Genomic DNA, 15,748 nt, shown 5'->3' with positions numbered 1-15,748 from the left:
GTGCCGCTTTCGAAACGCTCACGGCCGGCTCGGCTAGCGTGATGACGTGCGTTTCGGGGTGCTCGGCCCGCTGGAGGTCACCACGTCCGGCGGTGCCGCGGCGCGGGTCCCGGAGGCGAAGGTGCGGCTGCTGCTCGCCGTCCTACTCGCGCACCGCGGCCGCGCGGTGTCCGCCGACCGCCTCGTCGACGCGCTCTGGGGCGACGCACCGCCGGCCCGCCCGCTCGGCGCCCTGCAGACCAAGGTCTCGCTGCTGCGACGGGTGGTCGGCGCGGACCTGGTGACGTACCAGCCGGCCGGCTACCAGCTGCGCGTCCCCGCCGACGACGTCGACGCGGGCCGGTTCGCCGCGCTGGCCGGGCGGGCGCGGGCACACGACGATGCGGGCGCGCGGGCGGCGCTGCTGGACGCGGCGCTGGAGCTGTGGCGCGGGCCGGCGTTCGCGGACGTGGCCGACGCCGGGGCGCTGGCGCCGGCGATCCGGCAGCTGGAGGAGCTGCGGCTGGTCACCCTCGAGGACTGGGCCGAGGCCCGGCTGGAGGTGGCCGCCGGTGCGGCCGCGTACGGTGCGCTGGCCGGCGAGCTCGCGCGGTGGGTGAGCGCCGAGCCGCTGCGCGAGCGGCTCCGGGCCGCGCACGTCCGCGCCCTCTACGGCGCCGGCCGGCAGGGCGACGCGCTGGCGAGTCTGGCCGAGCTGCGCCGCCACCTGGCCGACGAGCTGGGGGTCGACCCGTCGCCGGAGCTGCGGCGCCTGCAGGACGACGTCCTCGCGCAGGACCCGGCGCTCACCGGCGCCCGGCCCCACCCGGCCGCAGCGCCCGAGCCCGTGGGCCGGCTGCCCACCCCGCTCACGCCGCTGATCGGCCGCGCGACGACCACCGCCGATGCGGCAGGGCAGCTGGCCGCGCACCGGCTGGTCACGCTGACCGGCCCCGGCGGCGTCGGCAAGACCCGGCTGGGCGTCGAGGTCGCCGGGCGGACGTCGCCGCGGGACGGCGCCTGGCTGGTCGAGCTGGCCGGCCTGCGCGCAGACAGCACGGCCGAGACGGTCGCCGAGTCGATCGCCGGCGTCCTCCAGCTGCGCGCCGACGCCGGGCCGGACCCGGTCACCCGCCTGGCGACGGCGCTGCGCACCCGCGAATCGCTGCTGGTCCTGGACAACTGCGAGCATCTCGTCGACGCCGCGGCGGAGGTCGCCGGACGGGTGCTGCGGGACGCGCCCGCGGTCCGGGTCCTCGCCACCAGCCAGCTCCCTCTCGGGCTGCCCGGCGAGGTCGTCGTCCCCGTCCCGCCGCTCGACCCCGCCACCGACGCCGTCGAGCTGTTCCTCGCCCGGGCCGCTGCCGCCGCGCCCGGCCGCGAGCTGCACCGCGCCACCGTCGCGGAGATCTGCCGCAGGCTGGACGGGCTGCCGCTGGCGCTGGAGCTGGCCGCCACCCGGGTGCGGGCGCTCGGCGAGCGTGACCTGCTGGCCCGGCTGGATCACCGGTTCGAACTGCTCGCCGGGCAGCGCGGCGGCCCGCGGCGGCAGCGGACGCTGCGGGCGGTGATCGACTGGAGCTGGGAGCTGCTCACCGAGCCGGAGCGGACGGTGCTGCGGCGGCTCGCCGTCCCGGCCGACGGGTGCGACCTCGCCGCTGCGGAGGCGCTCGCCGGTGGTCCCGAGGTCGCCGGGCTGCTGGCACGGCTGGTGGACCGGTCGCTGGTGGTCGTCGTGCCGTCGGCGGCCGGGCCGCGCTACCGGCTGCTGGAGTCCGTCGCGGCCTACGCGGGCGAGCGGCTGCGCGCGGCGGGCGAGCTGGACGCCCTCCGCCGGCGGCACCGCGACCACCTGCTGGCGCTCGCCGTCCGCGCCGACGCGGGGCTGCGCGGGCCGGACCAGCGGCACTGGCTCGACGTGCTGGACGCGGAGTCGGCGAACCTGCGTGCCGTGCTCGACGACGCCGTGCGCGAGGGCGCCGCGGAGCCGGCGTTGCGGCTGGTCGACGCGCTGGGCTGGTACTGGTTCCTGCGCGGCCGGCTGAGCGAGGGACGGCGGTCGGCGGCGGCCGCACTCGCCGTCGACGGCGCCGGGCCGCGGGCCCGCGTGGCCGCCTGGGCGGCCGGGTTCACCGTCCAGCTCGGCGACGATCCGGGCGCGACGGCGCGGGCGGACACCGTCCTCTCCGGGTTCGACGGCGACGAGGCCGGGCTGGCCTGGGCGCGCTGGTTCCTCAGCCTCGGCCTGACCGGCGTCGGCGACCGGTCGGTGCACGTCCGGCGGGTCGCGGCGGCGCTGGTGTCGTTCCGGCGGCGCGGCGACCGCTGGGGGACGGCGGCCGCGCTCAGCCTGGATCCTCGACCGCGCCCGGCCGAGGAGGCGGCCGCGCTCTTCGCCGAACTGGGCGATCGGTGGGGCCGGCTCCGCGTGATCGACACGCTCGCCGGCCACGCCGAGATCCGCGGCGACTACGACCGCGCCGCCGCCCTGCACGACGAAGGCGTGCGCATCGCCACCGAGCTCGGGCTCGCGACGGAGCTGTCGGCGAAGCTGGCCGGACTCGGCCGGGTCGCGATGCTGCGCGGCGACCTCGCCACCGCCGACGACCTGCACGAACGGGCCCGGAGGCTGGCGGCCCGGCACGCGCACCGGCGCGGCGAGCAGTTCGCGGAGATCGGGCTGGCGTTGTCGGCGCGGCGGCAGGGCCGGTTGGACGACGCCGAGCGGCACCTGCGCACCTGGCTGGACTGGTGCCTCGACGTCGACGGCGCGATGGGCGCGGCGCTCATCCTGGCCGAGCTGGGCTTCGTCGCCGAACTGCGCGGCGACGCCGACGCCGCGCGGGCGCTGCACCTGGACGGCCTCGCGGCGGCCCGGTCGACCGGCGACCCGCGCGCCGTCGCCCTGGCCCTCGAAGGCCTGGCCGGCGTGCACGCGCTGACCGATGACGGCGCCGGCGCGGCCCACCTGCTGGGCGCGGCGGCGGCCGCCCGCGACGGAGCCGGCGCGCCGCTGCCGCCCGCCGAACGTGGCGACGTCGACCGCATCGGCGCCGCGGCCCTGGCCCTGCTGGGCCGGGACCGGTTCGACGCCGCCTTCGCCGCGGGCGTGGCGACGCCGCTCGACCAGGCCTCTCCGGTCAGGTCAGCCGCCGCCAGAGGTCCGGATAGTCGGTGACCAGCCCGTCGTCGTCCACGGTGAGGTCGGCGGTGAAGTCGCCGGACGAGTAGCGGTAGGTGTCCGGGCCGAGCCGCTCGTAGCGCTGGTCCACCGCGTCCGCCGTCAGCCCCCGGTCGACCTGCACGTAGACGACCCGCACGCCGGCCGACTCGCCCAACGCCAGCCCCAGCCGGCGGATCGGCAGCGTGTTGGTGAACGGCGTCAGCGCGATGTCGACGTCGACGCAGCCGGCGAGGCCGGCCCGCTCGGCGCCGGAGCCGTCGAACCAGCGGCCGTCAGGGCGACGATCCAGGACCACGCCGGGCTCGCCGTACGGCGTCACCGCCAGCCGGCGGACGGTCCAGTCAGGCCCGGCGTCGATCGCGTACGCCAGCCGCGTCGGCCGCCCGTCCAGCGCGACGATCACCCCGTCGGCCCGCACGCCGTCGCCGTCCTCCCGCAGCACGAGGTGCTCGGTGGCCGGCCACTCCAGCGCGGACCACATCAACTGCCGGTCCACAGTCAGGCCTCGGCGCCCGGCGCCGGGTAGCGCTCGCCCCACCACGCCGCCCACCGGTCGGTCAGCTCGGCGTACGCGGCGTCGTCGAGGCCGAACGTGCTGAGCACGGCCATCGCGGATCGCTCCGGCTTCTCCGCGCCCGGCGGGACGAACGCGACGACGAGCAGCCCTTCGCCCCACCCGTCGACGGTCAGTCCGAGCTGGTGCGCCGACCGGAACCACACCGTGCCGCCGACGTCCTGGCCGGCCAGCGTCACGCGGTAGGCCGAGCCGGGCGGCGCGCCGGCGACGGCGTCGAGGCCGAGCTCGCCGAGCAGTTCCGGCGCGCCCGTCGTCGTCCCGGCGAAGAACGCGGTGCGCCGCGACCCGTCCGGCTGCCGCTCGAGGTAGAAGCGCAGCTGCTGCAGGAACGTCGTCCAGCCCTCGGTGATGTCGTCGTAGTAGGCGTCCCACTCCGGGCTGACGCCGCGCGGCGCCCTGGTCAGCGTGACGCGGGTGCCGTCGCCGTCGGGCTCGACGACGATCTGGTCGCCCTCCTGCACGCCCAGCGTCCGGGCGTGCGCGTCCTCGGTGAAGCTCTGGAAGTAGATGAGGTCGATCTCGTCGTCCAGGCCCGGCGAGTCCCAGCCGTGCCAGTGCCTGATGCGGTCCTTCTCGCGCAGCGCGCGCCACACCTCGTCGACGGGCGCGGCGATGGTCACCTGAATTCGTGGGGTCTCGGTCATGATCGGTCTCCTCGTGGGGCCGGGTAGCCGCCGGCGACCAGCCGGTACGGGCGCCCGTCGTCGGTGTCGAAGCGCGCGACCACCTGCCGCACCGCCTCGGTCAGCTCGTCGGTGAAGGCGTGGACGTCGCCGGGCTCGGCGAACCGGACCTCGGCCTCGATGGTGAACGTGAGCAGCCGCCGGCCCGACTCGTCGGCCCGCGCCTGCATGCGGGCGACGTCGCGGACGGTGTCGGCCGCGACGCCGACCAAGTGCTCGGCGGCGTACTGGTCCTGCACCTGGGTGAGCTCGGAGGACATGACGGCGGGATCGACGACGACGGCGCCCGGCGTGGCCCGCAGGATGCGCTCGACGCAGCCGCGTCGCCGTCGCTCCTCGACCAGCTCGACCAGCCCGGCCGCCTCGAGCACCCGCAGGTGGTAGTTGACCCGCTGCCGCGGCAGGCCGAGCGCGGCGGCCAGCTGGGTGGCCGACGCCGGCTCGCGCAGCCGGGTCAGCAGCTCGCGCCGCGGCGGGGCGAGCGCGGCCCGCACCTCACCGGGCTCTTCGAGGTAGGTGATCGCGGCCATGGGCCCATCGTCGAATTGACAATTCAATTTGTCAATACGCCACCGTGCACAGTCTCGTGGTGGCACGGGTGATGGCGACGTACAGGTCACGCTCACCGCTCGGGCGGGCCGCGACGATCTCGTCCGGGGCCACGACGACGATCGAGTCGAACTCCAGGCCCCGCGCCTCGGTGGCGGGCACGAGCCGCGCCCACCGGGTGACGCCGGCGGCGGACAACTCGTCCAGCCGGCCGTCCGCGCAGATCACGGCGAGCAGTTCGCCCGGGTGCGCCGCGGCCTGCGCGGCGAGCTCGTCGGCCACGGTGGCGGCCAGTGTGTCCCTCCCGGCGGTGCGGCTGCTCGGTGCTTCGCCGTGGCGGATCGACCGGATCGGCGTCTGTCCGGGGGCGATCCGGGCGAGCAGGTCGTGGGTGGTGGCCAGGATCTCCTGGGTCGTGCGGTAGCCGACGGTCAGGGTGTGCAGGGCGAACCGGTCGCCGAGGTGCGGGCCGAGCGCCTGCGGCCAGTCGCCCGCCGTCGTCGCCGGGCCCGCCTGGGCGAAGTCGCCGACCAGCGTCATCGACCTGGCCGGGCACCGGCGCAGCACCATGCGCCACCGCATGGCGGTCAGCTCCTGCGCCTCGTCGACCACGACGTGCCCGAACGTGCGTTCCGGCGGCCCGTCCACCAGCTCGGCCGCCTCGTCCAGCAGCGGCACGTCGGCATCGGTCCACGGCGCGCCGGGAGCGTGTCCCAGCAGGGTCCGCACGAGCGCCTCGGCGGTCAGCCGCGGCCAGAGCGACTCGACCGCGCGGTCGACGTAGGCGTCGCCCATGAGGTTCGCCCGGGCGGCGGCCGCGTCGAACACCTCGGCCGGGTCCGCGGACGGCCCGTCGTCGAAGCCGAGCGCCCGCAGGCCCGACGCGGCCAGGGCGTCGAGATCCAGGCCCGTGCTCGCCGCGATCTCGGCATCGATGCGCTCCAGGTCCTCGGCGGCGCTGCGCTCCAGCGCATCCGTGACGGCGTCGACCAGGTGCTCCTTGAACACCTCCCGGGCCGGGTTGTGCGCCAGGCCGCTCGCTCGCGCGGCCGCCCGCGACTCCGCGACGTCCGCGCTGCCCAGACGGACCCACTCCCGCCCGACCCGAACCGCGAAGCCGCCGTCAGGCGCCTGCATGGAGCCCACCAGCTCCGCCAGCGCCCCGGCCTGCGCCAGACTCCCCTTGCGGCGCGCCGCGTCGAACGACGCCACGGCCGCGGGCACGACCCCGCCGAGCTGCACGCACGTCGACATGACCACGTCGTTCTCTCCCAGCGACGGAAGCACCTGGGAGATGTAGTCGAGGAACCGCGGGTTCGGCCCGAGCACCAGCACGCCACCCGCAGCGGCGTCCGGGAACGCGTACAGCACGTACGCCGCCCGGTGCAGCGCGACGACGGTCTTGCCCGTGCCGGGACCGCCCTGTACGACCGTCACCCCTCGATGCGGCGACCGGACGATCTCGTCCTGCTCCGCCTGCAGCGTCTCGACCACCGCACGCATCCGCCCCGTGCGCCGCGCCGCCAGCGCCTCCACCAATGGCCCGTCGCCGACGACGTCACCGGCCTCCGCCGCGGATCCGTCCAGCAGCTCGTCGCTCACCGCGCGGACCGTCCGGCCCTCGACCCGCAGGTGACGGCGTCGGCGCAGCCCCATCGGCTGGACGGCGGTCGCCGCGTAGAAGGGCCGCGCCGCCTCCGCCCGCCAGTCGACCAGCAACGGCAGGTCCCGGCCGTCGACGTGCAGGCCGAGCCGGCCGATGTGCAGGACGGTGCCCTCCGCGCCGTCGATGCGGCCGAACACCAGCCCCTGCTCGGCCGCCTCCAGCCGGCGAACCCGGCGCGCCAGACGGTCCGCGGCGACGTCGCGCGCGAACACCTCGCCCGGGCCCGCGGACGGCGACCTCAGCACGTCCGCCAGCTGCGTCCGTGCCTCCGCCAGCCGCTCGTCCAGCAGCCCGTACATGGCGGCCACGTGCGCCTGCTCCACCTCGGCCTGCGCCGCGGCGCCCTCGTCGTGCGTCGTCAACAACTGCAGCCCTTCTCTCGATCCGGCTCACCACTATGAGGCCGGATTCCCGCGAGAGTAAGGCTTGACTTACCTGCCGCGATCAGCCCAGCAGGACGGCGCGGTCGGGGACGACCCGGCCGAGGCCGTGCAGCCACTCGTCCGGCGGGTCCGGCCACCAGCGGCCGGACCGCAGCGCTCCGATGGTGTCGCGGACGGTGGCGACGTCGGCCGCGGCCGGCACGACGCGGTTCGGCGAGACCCCCGCGAGCACGCCGAACCACCAGTGCCGCCGGGTCTCCGGCAGCGCGTCGGGGTCGAGGACGACGTAGTAGTCGGGCAGCGCCGCGGCCTCGGTGCGCAGCGACCGCAGCGCCGCCTCGACGGCGACCTCCAGCGTTCCGGCCGGCGCCGTCCGGTCGAAGAACCCGGCCCAGGCGGCGCCGACCTCGCCGAGCGGGTCGACGTCGTGCACGACGTAGGCGGCGTGCGACTGGGCGACGGCCGCGCGGACCCGCTGCGCGGCGTCGTCGCCGGGCGTTCGCGGCGAGTGTCGGTGCCCGCCCGTAGGGTGGGGTTCCCTCCCAGCCGGGCGGGTCATGTCCCCGCCAGGCCGCTGGACGGCCCGGACGTTGGCCAGCCCGTCCAGCCCGGCCACCACTCGGGCCGACTCGTCGCCGGCGATGACCACCACGGTGCTGTTCGGCCGCGCCACACCAGAAACCCTATGCTCCGAGACGTGAAGTACATGATGCTCATCTACGGAACCGACGAGACCTGGCAGCGGGTCTACGACGGCGACCGCGTCGGCGACGACCTCATGCGCCGGCACCGCGAGCTGACCGAGCGGCTGGTCGCCTCCGGCGAGTACGTCGCGTCGTCCGGGCTCACCGTCGACGCGGCGCGCACGGTGCGGGTGCGCGACGGCGTGCCGGCGGTCACCGACGGCCCGTTCACCGAGGCCAAAGAGGTGCTGGCCGGCTACTACCTGGTCGACTGCGCGAGCGTGGAGCGGGCGACGGAGATCGCGGCGCAGATCCCGGAGGCTGCGTACGACCTCGTCGAGGTGCGCCGGGTGATGGACCCCGCCGACCTGTGAGCTAGGCCGGCGCTTCGGGGTCGAGGCCGAGCGCCGCGCGCCCGCCGTCGACCGGCACTGTGGCGCCGGTGACGAACGAGGCGTCGTCGGAGAGCAGGTGCGTCACCACCGCGGCGACCTCGTCCGTCCGCCCCACCCGCCCGGCCGGATGCAGCTGCCGCAGTTGCGCCTCGACCTCGGCGGCCGCCGACGGCGAGAGCCCGGCGAGGTAGGCGTCGTAGCGCTCGGTGGCGATGGATCCCAGCGCGACGGCGTTGACGCGGATGCCGCGCCCGCCGTACTCGACCGCGAGCGCCCGGGTCAGGCCCTCGACCGCCGCCTTCGCCGTGGCATACGGCAGCGAGCCGGGCACGGCACGCTGCGCCTGGTGCGACGACACGTTGACGATGGCGCCGCCCTGACCGTGGGCGAGGAAGCGGCGCACCGCCGTGGTGCAGCCGACGACGACGGGGTCAAGGTTGAGCGCGATGAGCCGCGACGTCTCGGCCGCGTCCGTCGTGTGCACCGACGCGTCGCGGAACACCGCCGCGTTGTTCACCCACCCGGCCAGCGGCGCCGCCGACTCGGCGAGGTCGGCGGCGTGCCAGGCGACGCCGTCGTCGGACGCGCTGCCGGCGACCGCCAGCGCCCGGGTGCCGGCCGGGTGGTCGCGCAGCCAGCCGAGCGCCGTCGGGTCGAGATCGAGCGCCACGACCGTGCCGCCGGCGTCGAGCAGCCGTTCTACGACGGCCCGGCCCACCCCGCGGCCGCCGCCGGTCACCACGTACGAGCGGTCCATGCCGTCCACCCTGCCATGGTCACGGCGAGGGCGGCTCCAGGAACACGACGGGGATGACGCGGTCGGTGTTGGACTCGTAGAGGCGGTAGCCCTTGTACGCGGCCAGGACGCGCGGCCACCACACCGCCCGCTCCTCCGGCGTCGCCGTCCGGGCCCTGGCCGGCCAGCGGCGGCCGCGCACCTGCACCGTGACGTCCGGGTGCGCGACGAGGTTCGTGTACCACTGTGGATGCCGCGGCCGGCCGCCCCACGACGCGATGACCACCAGGTGATCGTCGTCGTGCAGACAGAGCAGCGGCACGGTGTGCCGCCGGCCGGTCCGCGACCCCGTCGTGGTGAGCAGCAGCATGTCGTTGCGCACGAGCCGCCGGCCCAGCACCCCGCGCGTCGCCCGGTAGAGCGCGATGTGCAGGCGGGACAGCCGGCGGGCGGTGGCGTCGCGCACGGCCGCGCTCAGCCGCCCGCGATCTCCTCGAGCGGCACGCCGGTGTCGGCGAGCCGCGCGACGTCGACCCGCTCGCCGGAGCGGATCAGCGCCTTGATCGGCCCGTCGACGTCCCAGACGTTGACGTTCATGCCGGCGACGACCTTGCCCTCGCGCAGCCAGAACGCGATGAACTCGCGCGCCGCGACGTCGCCGCGGTACACGACGTCGTCGTAGTTGTCCGGCGTGACCAGGCCGTGGAACTCCATCCCGAGGTCGTACTGGTCGGTGTAGAAGTACGGCAGCTCGTCGTAGACGGCGTCGCCGCCGAGCATCGTCGACGCCGCCACCGCCGGTTGGTTGAGCGCGTTGGCCCAGTGCTCGACCCTGATGCCCGGCCCGAGCAGCGGGTGGTCGGCCTCGGCGATGTCGCCGGCCACGACGATGTCGGGGTCGCTGCTCTGCAGCCTCGCGTCGGTGACGACGCCCGAGTGCACGCGCAGCCCGGCCGCGGCGGCCAGCTGCAGGTTCGGGGCCGCGCCGACCCCGACGACCACCGCGTCGGCCTCGATGTGGCTGCCATCGGCCAGCACCGCGCCGCTCACGCGGTCGCCGTCGACCGTGAACCGCTCGATGCCGACGCCGGTGCGCAGCGTGACGCCGTGCTCGACGTGGAGGTCGGCGAAGACGCGGGCCAGCTCCGGGCCCAGCGGGCCGAGCAGCGGCAATTCCTGCGCCTCGACGATGGTGACCTCGACGCCGGCGGCGCGGGCGGCCGCGGTGACCTCGAGGCCGATCCAGCCGCCGCCCACCACCAGCAGCCGGCGCACCGATGCGAGCGTCGACTTGATGGCGTCGGAGTCGGGCAGCCGGCGCAGGTAGTGCACGCCCGCGGCGTCGGCGCCCGGGATGCTCAGACGGCGCGGGCTGGAGCCGGTGGCCAGCAGCAGCTTCGCGTACCGGACGGTGCCGCCGTCATCGAGCACCACGGTGCGCGTCCGGGTGTCGATCTCGACCACCGTCGCGCCCAGCCTCAAGTCGACGTCGTGCTCGGCATACCAGCCGGCGTCGTGGACGAACGCGCTGTCGCGTTCGTCGTTGCCGAGGAGGTACCCCTTCGACAGCGGCGGGCGCTCGTACGGGCGGTCGGGCTCGTCGCCTATGAGCACCAGCGGGCCGTCGTACCCCTGGTCGCGGAGCGCCTCGGCGCCCTTGGCTCCGGCGAGTCCGCCGCCGACGATGACGAATGGCTGCTCGGTCACCCTCGCCACGCTACCGGTCGGCCACCCCGCGATGACGGCGGTGCCCGGGATGTGGCGCCCTGCTCTCCGCTGCTGCACCCGCCACGCCTTCAGGCCGCCACCCCGGTGGCGGCCGAAAGCCGCCGGACCTTGTCGGACCCGGCTGGTTGACTTCCCTCATGACGACTCTTCGCGACACCGCCGAGCGGTTCGGTGCGCTGCATCGGCCCAGGTCCCCGCTGCTGCTGCCGAACGCCTGGGATCCTCTGAGCGCTCGGCTGGTCGAGGCCGCCGGCGCCGCGGCGGTGGCCACCACCAGCGCCGGAGTGGCGTGGGCGCTCGGCACGGCCGACGGCGACCAGATCGACCGCGACAGCGTGCTGACCCTCACCAGTCGCGTCGTGTCGGCGGTCGGCGTCCCCGTCACCGCCGACGTCGAGAGCGGGTTCGGCGCCACGCCCGCCGAGGTCGGCGTCACCTTCGAGGGCGTGCTGGCCACGGGCGCCGTCGGGGCCAACATCGAGGACGTCCACCCCAGCGATCCCAGCGCGCTGCGCGACCCCGCCGAGCAGGCCGAGCGCCTGGCCGCGGCCCGGTCCGCCACCGACGCCGCGGGCGTGCCGTTCTACCTCAACGCCCGGGTCGACACCTACCTTCGCGGCGTCGGCGACCCCGCCACCCGTCTCGCCGACACCGTGTCCCGGGCGCGTGCCTACCTCGCCGCCGGTGCGTCCGGCATCTTCGTCCCCGGTGTCGTCGACGTGCCCACGCTCACCCGCCTGACCGCGGAGATCGACGGGCCGGTTAACGTCCTCGCCGGGCCGTCCGCCCCGCCGGTGCGCGAGCTCGCCGCCGCCGGAGCCGCCCGCATCAGTCTCGGCTCGTCCGTCGCCGCGGCCGCCTACGCGGTGGCCCAGCGGGCGGCGCGCGAGCTGTTCGACGACGGCACGTACACCGCGCTGGAGGGAGGGCTCGCCTACGGAGAACTGAACACGCTGATGTCCTGAGCCCGCGCCGCCGCGATCCCCCGATCGCCAGCACAGCGGCGCGGTGCCGTGTGATGGACGCCGCGACCCACGTCGGTCCGGCCACGCGCTAGCCGCCCCCGGCCCGGCGCCTGAGGTCGCGCCATGCACACGGGTTCCCCGACCGGCGCCCGACTCGGTCCGCGACGGTCACGCCCCGGACCGGCGCCGGTGCGAGGTCGCCCCAGGCGGACGGGTCATCCAGCTGGTGCCCGAGGTCGCCCGCGAAGGCCACACCCAGGTCGCCGCCGGCCGTCGCGGCCGCCGCGACGGCCGCGACGGCTACGCCCGGGGTCGCCGCCAGTGTCCGAGGCGCCGGGCCGTCGTCGCACTGCGGACCGTTGCCCCGGGCGGCCGCAGGCGGTCAGCTCGGCCCCGGTCGAGCACGCCCGCTCGGCCGAGCGGCCCGCGCGGCCGAGCGCCCCCCGCTCCCCCGCGCAAGGAACAGAGTGGGTGGCGGCATGCCTGTGGGCGCGCCCGCCGGTCCGCCACCTCGGCGAGACCGGGCGAGCACGCCCACTGAACCGCGACTGCCGTGACCTCAACGCCGTCCTCAGCGCCGGTAGAGCACCGGGTTCATCGGGCTGGCCGCCACCTCGCCCGGCCTGACGCCCGGGAGGGAGGCGGCGAGGTCGCCGACCTGGTGGTCGTTGACCGGCTCGGCCACGACCATGTCCGCGTCGATGTAGATGACGGTCATGACGCGGCGAGGGTCGACGCCGACGTTGGGGCCGGCGTGGTGGAAGGTCCAGCCGAGGTGGTAGCTGGCGTCACCGAGGGCGAACGGCTCGTTGACGACGGGCAGGTTCTGCTCGGCGAGCGCGGCCTGCAGCGCGACCTCGGACTCGTCGCTGATGGGCAGGTCGCGGCCGTGCTCGAACCGGTGGCTGCCGGCGGCGAACGACAGCGGACCCATCTCAAGCGGCGTCTCCTGCAGCGGCAGCCAGATGGTGCAGCTGCGGTCGCTCGAGAACGGCCAGTAGTACTGGTCGGCGTGCCACGGGGTGATGCCGCCGGCGGGCTCCTTGTACAGCGCCTGGTCGTGGTACAGCCGCACGCCCTCGACGCCGAGGAGGTCGGCGGCGATCTTGGCCAGCCGCTGCGAGAACACGAGCTCCTTCACCAGCTCGCTGTGCTGCCACAGGTTGCCGACCTGCAGGAACGCCTTGTTGTACGTCGAGCGCTCCTCCATCGGCAGATGCATGGTGTTCAGCTCGATCACCTTCTCGGTGATCTCTGGCTCGTAGTGCCGGACGACCTCCGGGTCGAGCACGCCGGACAGGTGGACGAAGCCGTCCCGGTCGAACGCGGAGATCTGGTCCGCCGCGAGGTCGTACGGCGTGTCGAGAGCGGTCGACGTGGTCATCGGGTCCTCCAGGAAGGGAAGGGTCTCGGGTAGGGCGCCGAGGTCAATGCTCCAGGGCCGGCACCCCGCGGCACCACGCCGACGATGACGGTTTCCGATACTCTCGCGGCCGTTTCGGGCCGCACCTCGGGCAAATGGCGCGCGCACCGTATCGTCGAGGCATGCGACCCGCCCTCGAGCACATCGGCACCACGGGCGGCCTGTCGTGGAAGCGCTACCTGTACCGCAGCGCCGCGTTCGCCTTCAGCTGGCACTTCCATCCGGAGATCGAGCTGACGCTGATCACGTCCGGCACCGGCACCCGGTACGCGGGCGACGGCATCGAACCGTACGACCCCGGCCAGCTGACGCTGCTCGGCGCGGGCGTGCCGCACGCGTTCGTGTCGGCGGCGCCGGGCGACAACGAGGCGGTCGTCATCCACTTCCGGGCGGACTTCCTCGGCCCCGGACTCTTCAACGTGCCGGAGTTCGCGGCGGTGGGTGCGCTGCTGGACGCGGCCGGGCGCGGCCTGGAACTGGCCGCCTCGGACGACCTCGTGCGGCGCATCGTCGCGCTGACGGAGCTGAACGGCGCCGACGGCACGCTCGGCCTGCTGGACGTCCTGGTCCGGCTGGCCGACGGCGCGCCCGGGCGGCCGCTGGCCAGCACCGGCTACCGCTCGCCGGACCGGCCCGACAGCCGCCGTCGGATGGACGACGTCTTCGGCTACCTGCACGAACGGTACGGCGAGCCGATCGCCCTCGACGACGTCGCCGCCGTCGCGCACCTGTCGCCGGCCGCGTTCAGCCGGTTCTTCCGCCGCGCGACCGGCCGCACGTTCACCGCCTACCTGACGGAGTTGCGCGTCGGCGCCGCGTGCCGGCTACTCTCCGAGAGCGACCGCGCCGTCGCCGACATCGCCGCGTCCTGCGGGTTCGGCAACCTCTCGAACTTCAACCGGCGCTTCCGCGAGCTCAAGGCGATGACACCGCGGGAGTACCGCGCCGCCTTCACCTGACGAGGCGCATGCTTGTCGGTGCCGAGTGGCACAGTGAGGGCATGTATCGCGAGCGACCATCCACCATCGCGCACGCGGTGGTCTGGTCGTCGACGGTCACGACGGACGAGGAGCACCGGGTGCTGCCCGACGGCTGCCTCGACCTGCTCTGGTCCGGCGGCCGGTTGGTGGTGGCCGGGCCCGACACCGTCGCGCACCTCGCGTCGTGGCGGGCCGGCACGCCGTTCGTCGGGCTGCGGCTCAGCGCCGGAGTCGGGCCGCGGGTGCTCGGGCTGCCGGCGCACGAGCTGCGCGACCAGCGGGTGCCCCTCGACGCGCTCTGGCCCGGCGCAGAGGTGCGCCGGCTGGCCGAACAACTGGCCGAAGCCGCCGAGGCAGCGGAGATGGCGGCGGACGGGCGGGCCGGACCAGCGGCCCGGATCACCGGGAGCGAGGCAGCCGCGATCGCCGAAGCGACCGACCCCGGTGCGCTGCTGGAAGCCGCCGGCCGGCTCGCTGACGGGCGGCCGGCCGCCCCAGGCGCGCGACTGGAGGCCAGACGCAGACCCGGCAACACGTCGCCGCCCGACCCGGGCGCGCTGCTGGAAGCCGCCCGCCGGTTCGCCGACGGCCGGCCCGCCGACCCGGGCGCGCTGCTGGAGGCCGTCGCCGTGCGGAGGCTGGGTGAGGGGGCGCCCGCCGATCCCGTCGTCGAGCGGGTGGCGTGGCGGCTGGGGCAGGGCGCCGCCGTCGGCGACGTCGCCCGGGAGGTGGGCCTGAGCGCCCGCCAGCTGCACCGCCGCAGCCTCGACGCGTTCGGGTACGGGCCGAAGACGCTGTCGCGCATCCTGCGGCTGCACCGCGCGCTCGAACTGGGCCGCTCCGGCGCGCCGGCCGCCGACGCCGCCTATGCGGCCGGGTACGCCGACCAGGCGCACCTGTCCCGCGAGGCGCGTTCGCTGTCCGGCGTCACGCTCACGACCCTGGTGGCGTAGCGCCCGGCAGCGCGGCATAAAAGTCGACGCCGTTGCCGTCCGGGTCCTGCACGACGGCGTAGCGCTGCCCCCAGAACGCGTCCCACGGCGCGAGGTGGCTCGCGGCGCCGGCGGCGATCATTCGCTCGTACGCCGCGTCGACGCCGGCCGGGTCGCCGCAGTCGAAGGCGAGGCTGCCGCTGCCGCCCGACGGCGGAGTGAAGCCGGGGTCGAACCCGGCGATCGACGCGTGCGTGTCGAGCAGCAGCCGCACGCCCGGCGCGAGCGGGATCTCGGCGTGCGGCGCGTCCTCCGCGCCGTCGGGGACGTCGAGGCCGAGCGCGCGGTAGAACTCCAGCGAGCGGCCCATGTCGGCGACCGCCAAGCCGATGGCGTTGAAACGTGGCTGTGTCATGCCGACGACGCTACGACCCCGCCCGCGAGTGCGTCTTGAAGGAATCGGACGCCGCTACGCTGACCTGGTGGCGCACCCACGGATGTACACCGACGACGACCCGTACCTCGACGAGCTGCGCGCCATCTGCCTGCGCTTCCCCGAGTCGGCCGAGGTGGAGGCGTGGGGCCGGCCGACGTTCCGGGCGGGGAAGAAGATGTTCGCCGTCTTCGAGGGCAACGACGACCACCCGTTCGCGGTGATCTTCAAGCCCGACGCCGCCGACCGGCCGGCCCTGGTCCAGGACCCGCGCTTCTACGTGCCCGCCTACTACGGCCCCAGCGGCTGGCTGGCCCTCGACTTCACCGCTGCCGACGTCGACTGGACGGAGGTCGGCGAGCTGCTGGACGGCTCGTACCGGCAGGTCGCGCTGCAGCGCATGCTCAAGGCGCTGGACGCCCGCTGAGCCGCCGCCGCGCCCGGAGGTAATG

At 75.4% G+C, this 15,748-nt stretch carries 16 protein-coding genes; 6 read left to right on the top strand and 10 right to left on the bottom strand.

The window, feature by feature from the left end:
• Positions 1-46 precede the first annotated feature (46 nt).
• Positions 47-3,157 carry an ATP-binding protein gene (locus BLV02_RS27150; RefSeq protein ID WP_069112378.1) on the top strand — a complete coding sequence of 1,037 codons (3,111 nt, stop codon included), beginning with the start codon at positions 47-49 and terminating at the stop codon, positions 3,155-3,157.
• Here BLV02_RS27150 and BLV02_RS27145 read toward each other — a convergent pair.
• The 5 genes from BLV02_RS27145 to BLV02_RS27125 all read right to left on the bottom strand — a co-directional run bounded on the left by BLV02_RS27145 (position 3,120) and on the right by BLV02_RS27125 (position 7,694).
• Positions 3,120-3,659 (bottom strand): putative glycolipid-binding domain-containing protein, encoded by a 540-nt coding sequence (locus BLV02_RS27145; protein ID WP_069112377.1) that lies wholly within the window; start codon positions 3,657-3,659, stop codon positions 3,120-3,122. The genes BLV02_RS27150 and BLV02_RS27145 overlap by 38 nt on opposite strands.
• A 2-nt stretch (positions 3,660-3,661) precedes the next feature.
• On the bottom strand, positions 3,662-4,384 hold the full coding sequence (locus BLV02_RS27140) for an SRPBCC family protein (protein ID WP_069112376.1): 723 nt from the start codon (positions 4,382-4,384) through the stop codon (positions 3,662-3,664).
• On the bottom strand, positions 4,381-4,953 hold the full coding sequence (locus tag BLV02_RS27135) for a winged helix-turn-helix domain-containing protein (protein WP_069112375.1): 573 nt from the start codon (positions 4,951-4,953) through the stop codon (positions 4,381-4,383). The genes BLV02_RS27140 and BLV02_RS27135 overlap by 4 nt, the downstream gene beginning before the upstream one ends.
• Positions 4,954-4,984: 31 nt before the next feature.
• A complete protein-coding gene (locus tag BLV02_RS27130) occupies positions 4,985-6,937 on the bottom strand; it encodes an AAA family ATPase (protein WP_083288837.1) in 1,953 nt (650 codons plus the stop codon).
• Positions 6,938-7,082: 145 nt separating this feature from the next.
• On the bottom strand, positions 7,083-7,694 hold the full coding sequence (locus tag BLV02_RS27125) for a hypothetical protein (RefSeq protein WP_069112374.1): 612 nt from the start codon (positions 7,692-7,694) through the stop codon (positions 7,083-7,085).
• Between the two features lie 33 nt (positions 7,695-7,727).
• On the opposite strand from BLV02_RS27125, the gene BLV02_RS27120 reads away from it, so the two are divergent.
• Complete coding sequence (locus BLV02_RS27120) at positions 7,728-8,078, top strand: YciI family protein (protein WP_141711673.1); 351 nt, start codon at positions 7,728-7,730, stop codon at positions 8,076-8,078.
• 1 nt (position 8,079) lies between these two features.
• On the opposite strand, the gene BLV02_RS27115 is transcribed toward BLV02_RS27120, so the two are convergent.
• From BLV02_RS27115 to BLV02_RS27105, 3 genes are read right to left on the bottom strand one after another with little or no spacing between them, the layout of a single operon-like run.
• The gene (locus BLV02_RS27115) at positions 8,080-8,856 is read right to left on the bottom strand and encodes an SDR family NAD(P)-dependent oxidoreductase (RefSeq protein ID WP_069112373.1); all 777 of its coding nucleotides are present in this window, start codon (positions 8,854-8,856) and stop codon (positions 8,080-8,082) included.
• Positions 8,857-8,875: 19 nt separating this feature from the next.
• Positions 8,876-9,301, bottom strand: coding sequence for a nitroreductase family deazaflavin-dependent oxidoreductase (locus BLV02_RS27110; RefSeq protein WP_216094305.1), 426 nt, complete (start codon positions 9,299-9,301; stop codon positions 8,876-8,878).
• A gap of 8 nt (positions 9,302-9,309) precedes the next feature.
• Positions 9,310-10,542, bottom strand: a complete 1,233-nt coding sequence (locus BLV02_RS27105) for an NAD(P)/FAD-dependent oxidoreductase (protein ID WP_069112371.1) — start codon at positions 10,540-10,542, stop codon at positions 9,310-9,312.
• 158 nt (positions 10,543-10,700) lie between these two features.
• Here BLV02_RS27105 and BLV02_RS27100 point away from each other — a divergent pair, with 158 nt between their 5' ends.
• Positions 10,701-11,528, top strand: a complete 828-nt coding sequence (locus tag BLV02_RS27100; RefSeq protein ID WP_069112370.1) for an isocitrate lyase/PEP mutase family protein — start codon at positions 10,701-10,703, stop codon at positions 11,526-11,528.
• A gap of 571 nt (positions 11,529-12,099) precedes the next feature.
• Here BLV02_RS27100 and BLV02_RS27095 read toward each other — a convergent pair.
• The gene (locus tag BLV02_RS27095; RefSeq protein WP_069112369.1) at positions 12,100-12,912 is read right to left on the bottom strand and encodes a phytanoyl-CoA dioxygenase family protein; all 813 of its coding nucleotides are present in this window, start codon (positions 12,910-12,912) and stop codon (positions 12,100-12,102) included.
• Positions 12,913-13,073: 161 nt separating this feature from the next.
• Between BLV02_RS27095 and BLV02_RS27090 the strand changes: the two genes are divergently transcribed.
• Together BLV02_RS27090 and BLV02_RS37295 are read left to right on the top strand one after the other, a co-directional pair.
• Positions 13,074-13,910: an AraC family transcriptional regulator gene (locus tag BLV02_RS27090; RefSeq protein WP_069112368.1), complete on the top strand. Its 837-nt coding sequence runs from the start codon at positions 13,074-13,076 to the stop codon at positions 13,908-13,910.
• 41 nt (positions 13,911-13,951) lie between these two features.
• Positions 13,952-14,884, top strand: a complete 933-nt coding sequence (locus tag BLV02_RS37295; RefSeq protein WP_074946708.1) for a helix-turn-helix domain-containing protein — start codon at positions 13,952-13,954, stop codon at positions 14,882-14,884.
• On the opposite strand, the gene BLV02_RS27080 is transcribed toward BLV02_RS37295, so the two are convergent.
• Entirely contained in the window at positions 14,865-15,278 is a 414-nt protein-coding gene (locus tag BLV02_RS27080) for a VOC family protein (RefSeq protein ID WP_069112366.1), read from the bottom strand. The two genes, BLV02_RS37295 and BLV02_RS27080, sit on opposite strands and share 20 nt — an antisense overlap.
• A gap of 82 nt (positions 15,279-15,360) precedes the next feature.
• On the opposite strand from BLV02_RS27080, the gene BLV02_RS27075 reads away from it, so the two are divergent.
• Positions 15,361-15,723, top strand: coding sequence for an MmcQ/YjbR family DNA-binding protein (locus BLV02_RS27075; protein ID WP_074946704.1), 363 nt, complete (start codon positions 15,361-15,363; stop codon positions 15,721-15,723).
• Positions 15,724-15,748 lie beyond the last annotated feature (25 nt).

It is taken from the genome of Jiangella alba (assembly GCF_900106035.1).
In the GTDB taxonomy this organism is placed as follows: Bacteria; Actinomycetota; Actinomycetes; order Jiangellales; family Jiangellaceae; genus Jiangella; species Jiangella alba.
The sequence above is the reverse complement of the archived record's forward strand: the minus strand, read 5'-3'. Positions and strand labels throughout refer to the sequence as shown.

Coding starts and splice junctions, on each gene's coding strand:
- BLV02_RS27090 (WP_069112368.1), top strand. CDS start 13,074: ATGCGACCCGCCCTCGAGCACATCGGCACCACGGGCGGCCTGTCGTGG.
- BLV02_RS27095 (WP_069112369.1), bottom strand. CDS start 12,912: ATGACCACGTCGACCGCTCTCGACACGCCGTACGACCTCGCGGCGGAC.
- BLV02_RS27080 (WP_069112366.1), bottom strand. CDS start 15,278: ATGACACAGCCACGTTTCAACGCCATCGGCTTGGCGGTCGCCGACATG.
- BLV02_RS27140 (WP_069112376.1), bottom strand. CDS start 4,384: ATGACCGAGACCCCACGAATTCAGGTGACCATCGCCGCGCCCGTCGAC.
- BLV02_RS27130 (WP_083288837.1), bottom strand. CDS start 6,937: ATGTACGGGCTGCTGGACGAGCGGCTGGCGGAGGCACGGACGCAGCTG.
- BLV02_RS37295 (WP_074946708.1), top strand. CDS start 13,952: ATGTATCGCGAGCGACCATCCACCATCGCGCACGCGGTGGTCTGGTCG.
- BLV02_RS27075 (WP_074946704.1), top strand. CDS start 15,361: ATGTACACCGACGACGACCCGTACCTCGACGAGCTGCGCGCCATCTGC.
- BLV02_RS27120 (WP_141711673.1), top strand. CDS start 7,728: ATGATGCTCATCTACGGAACCGACGAGACCTGGCAGCGGGTCTACGAC.
- BLV02_RS27100 (WP_069112370.1), top strand. CDS start 10,701: ATGACGACTCTTCGCGACACCGCCGAGCGGTTCGGTGCGCTGCATCGG.
- BLV02_RS27135 (WP_069112375.1), bottom strand. CDS start 4,953: ATGGCCGCGATCACCTACCTCGAAGAGCCCGGTGAGGTGCGGGCCGCG.
- BLV02_RS27115 (WP_069112373.1), bottom strand. CDS start 8,856: ATGGACCGCTCGTACGTGGTGACCGGCGGCGGCCGCGGGGTGGGCCGG.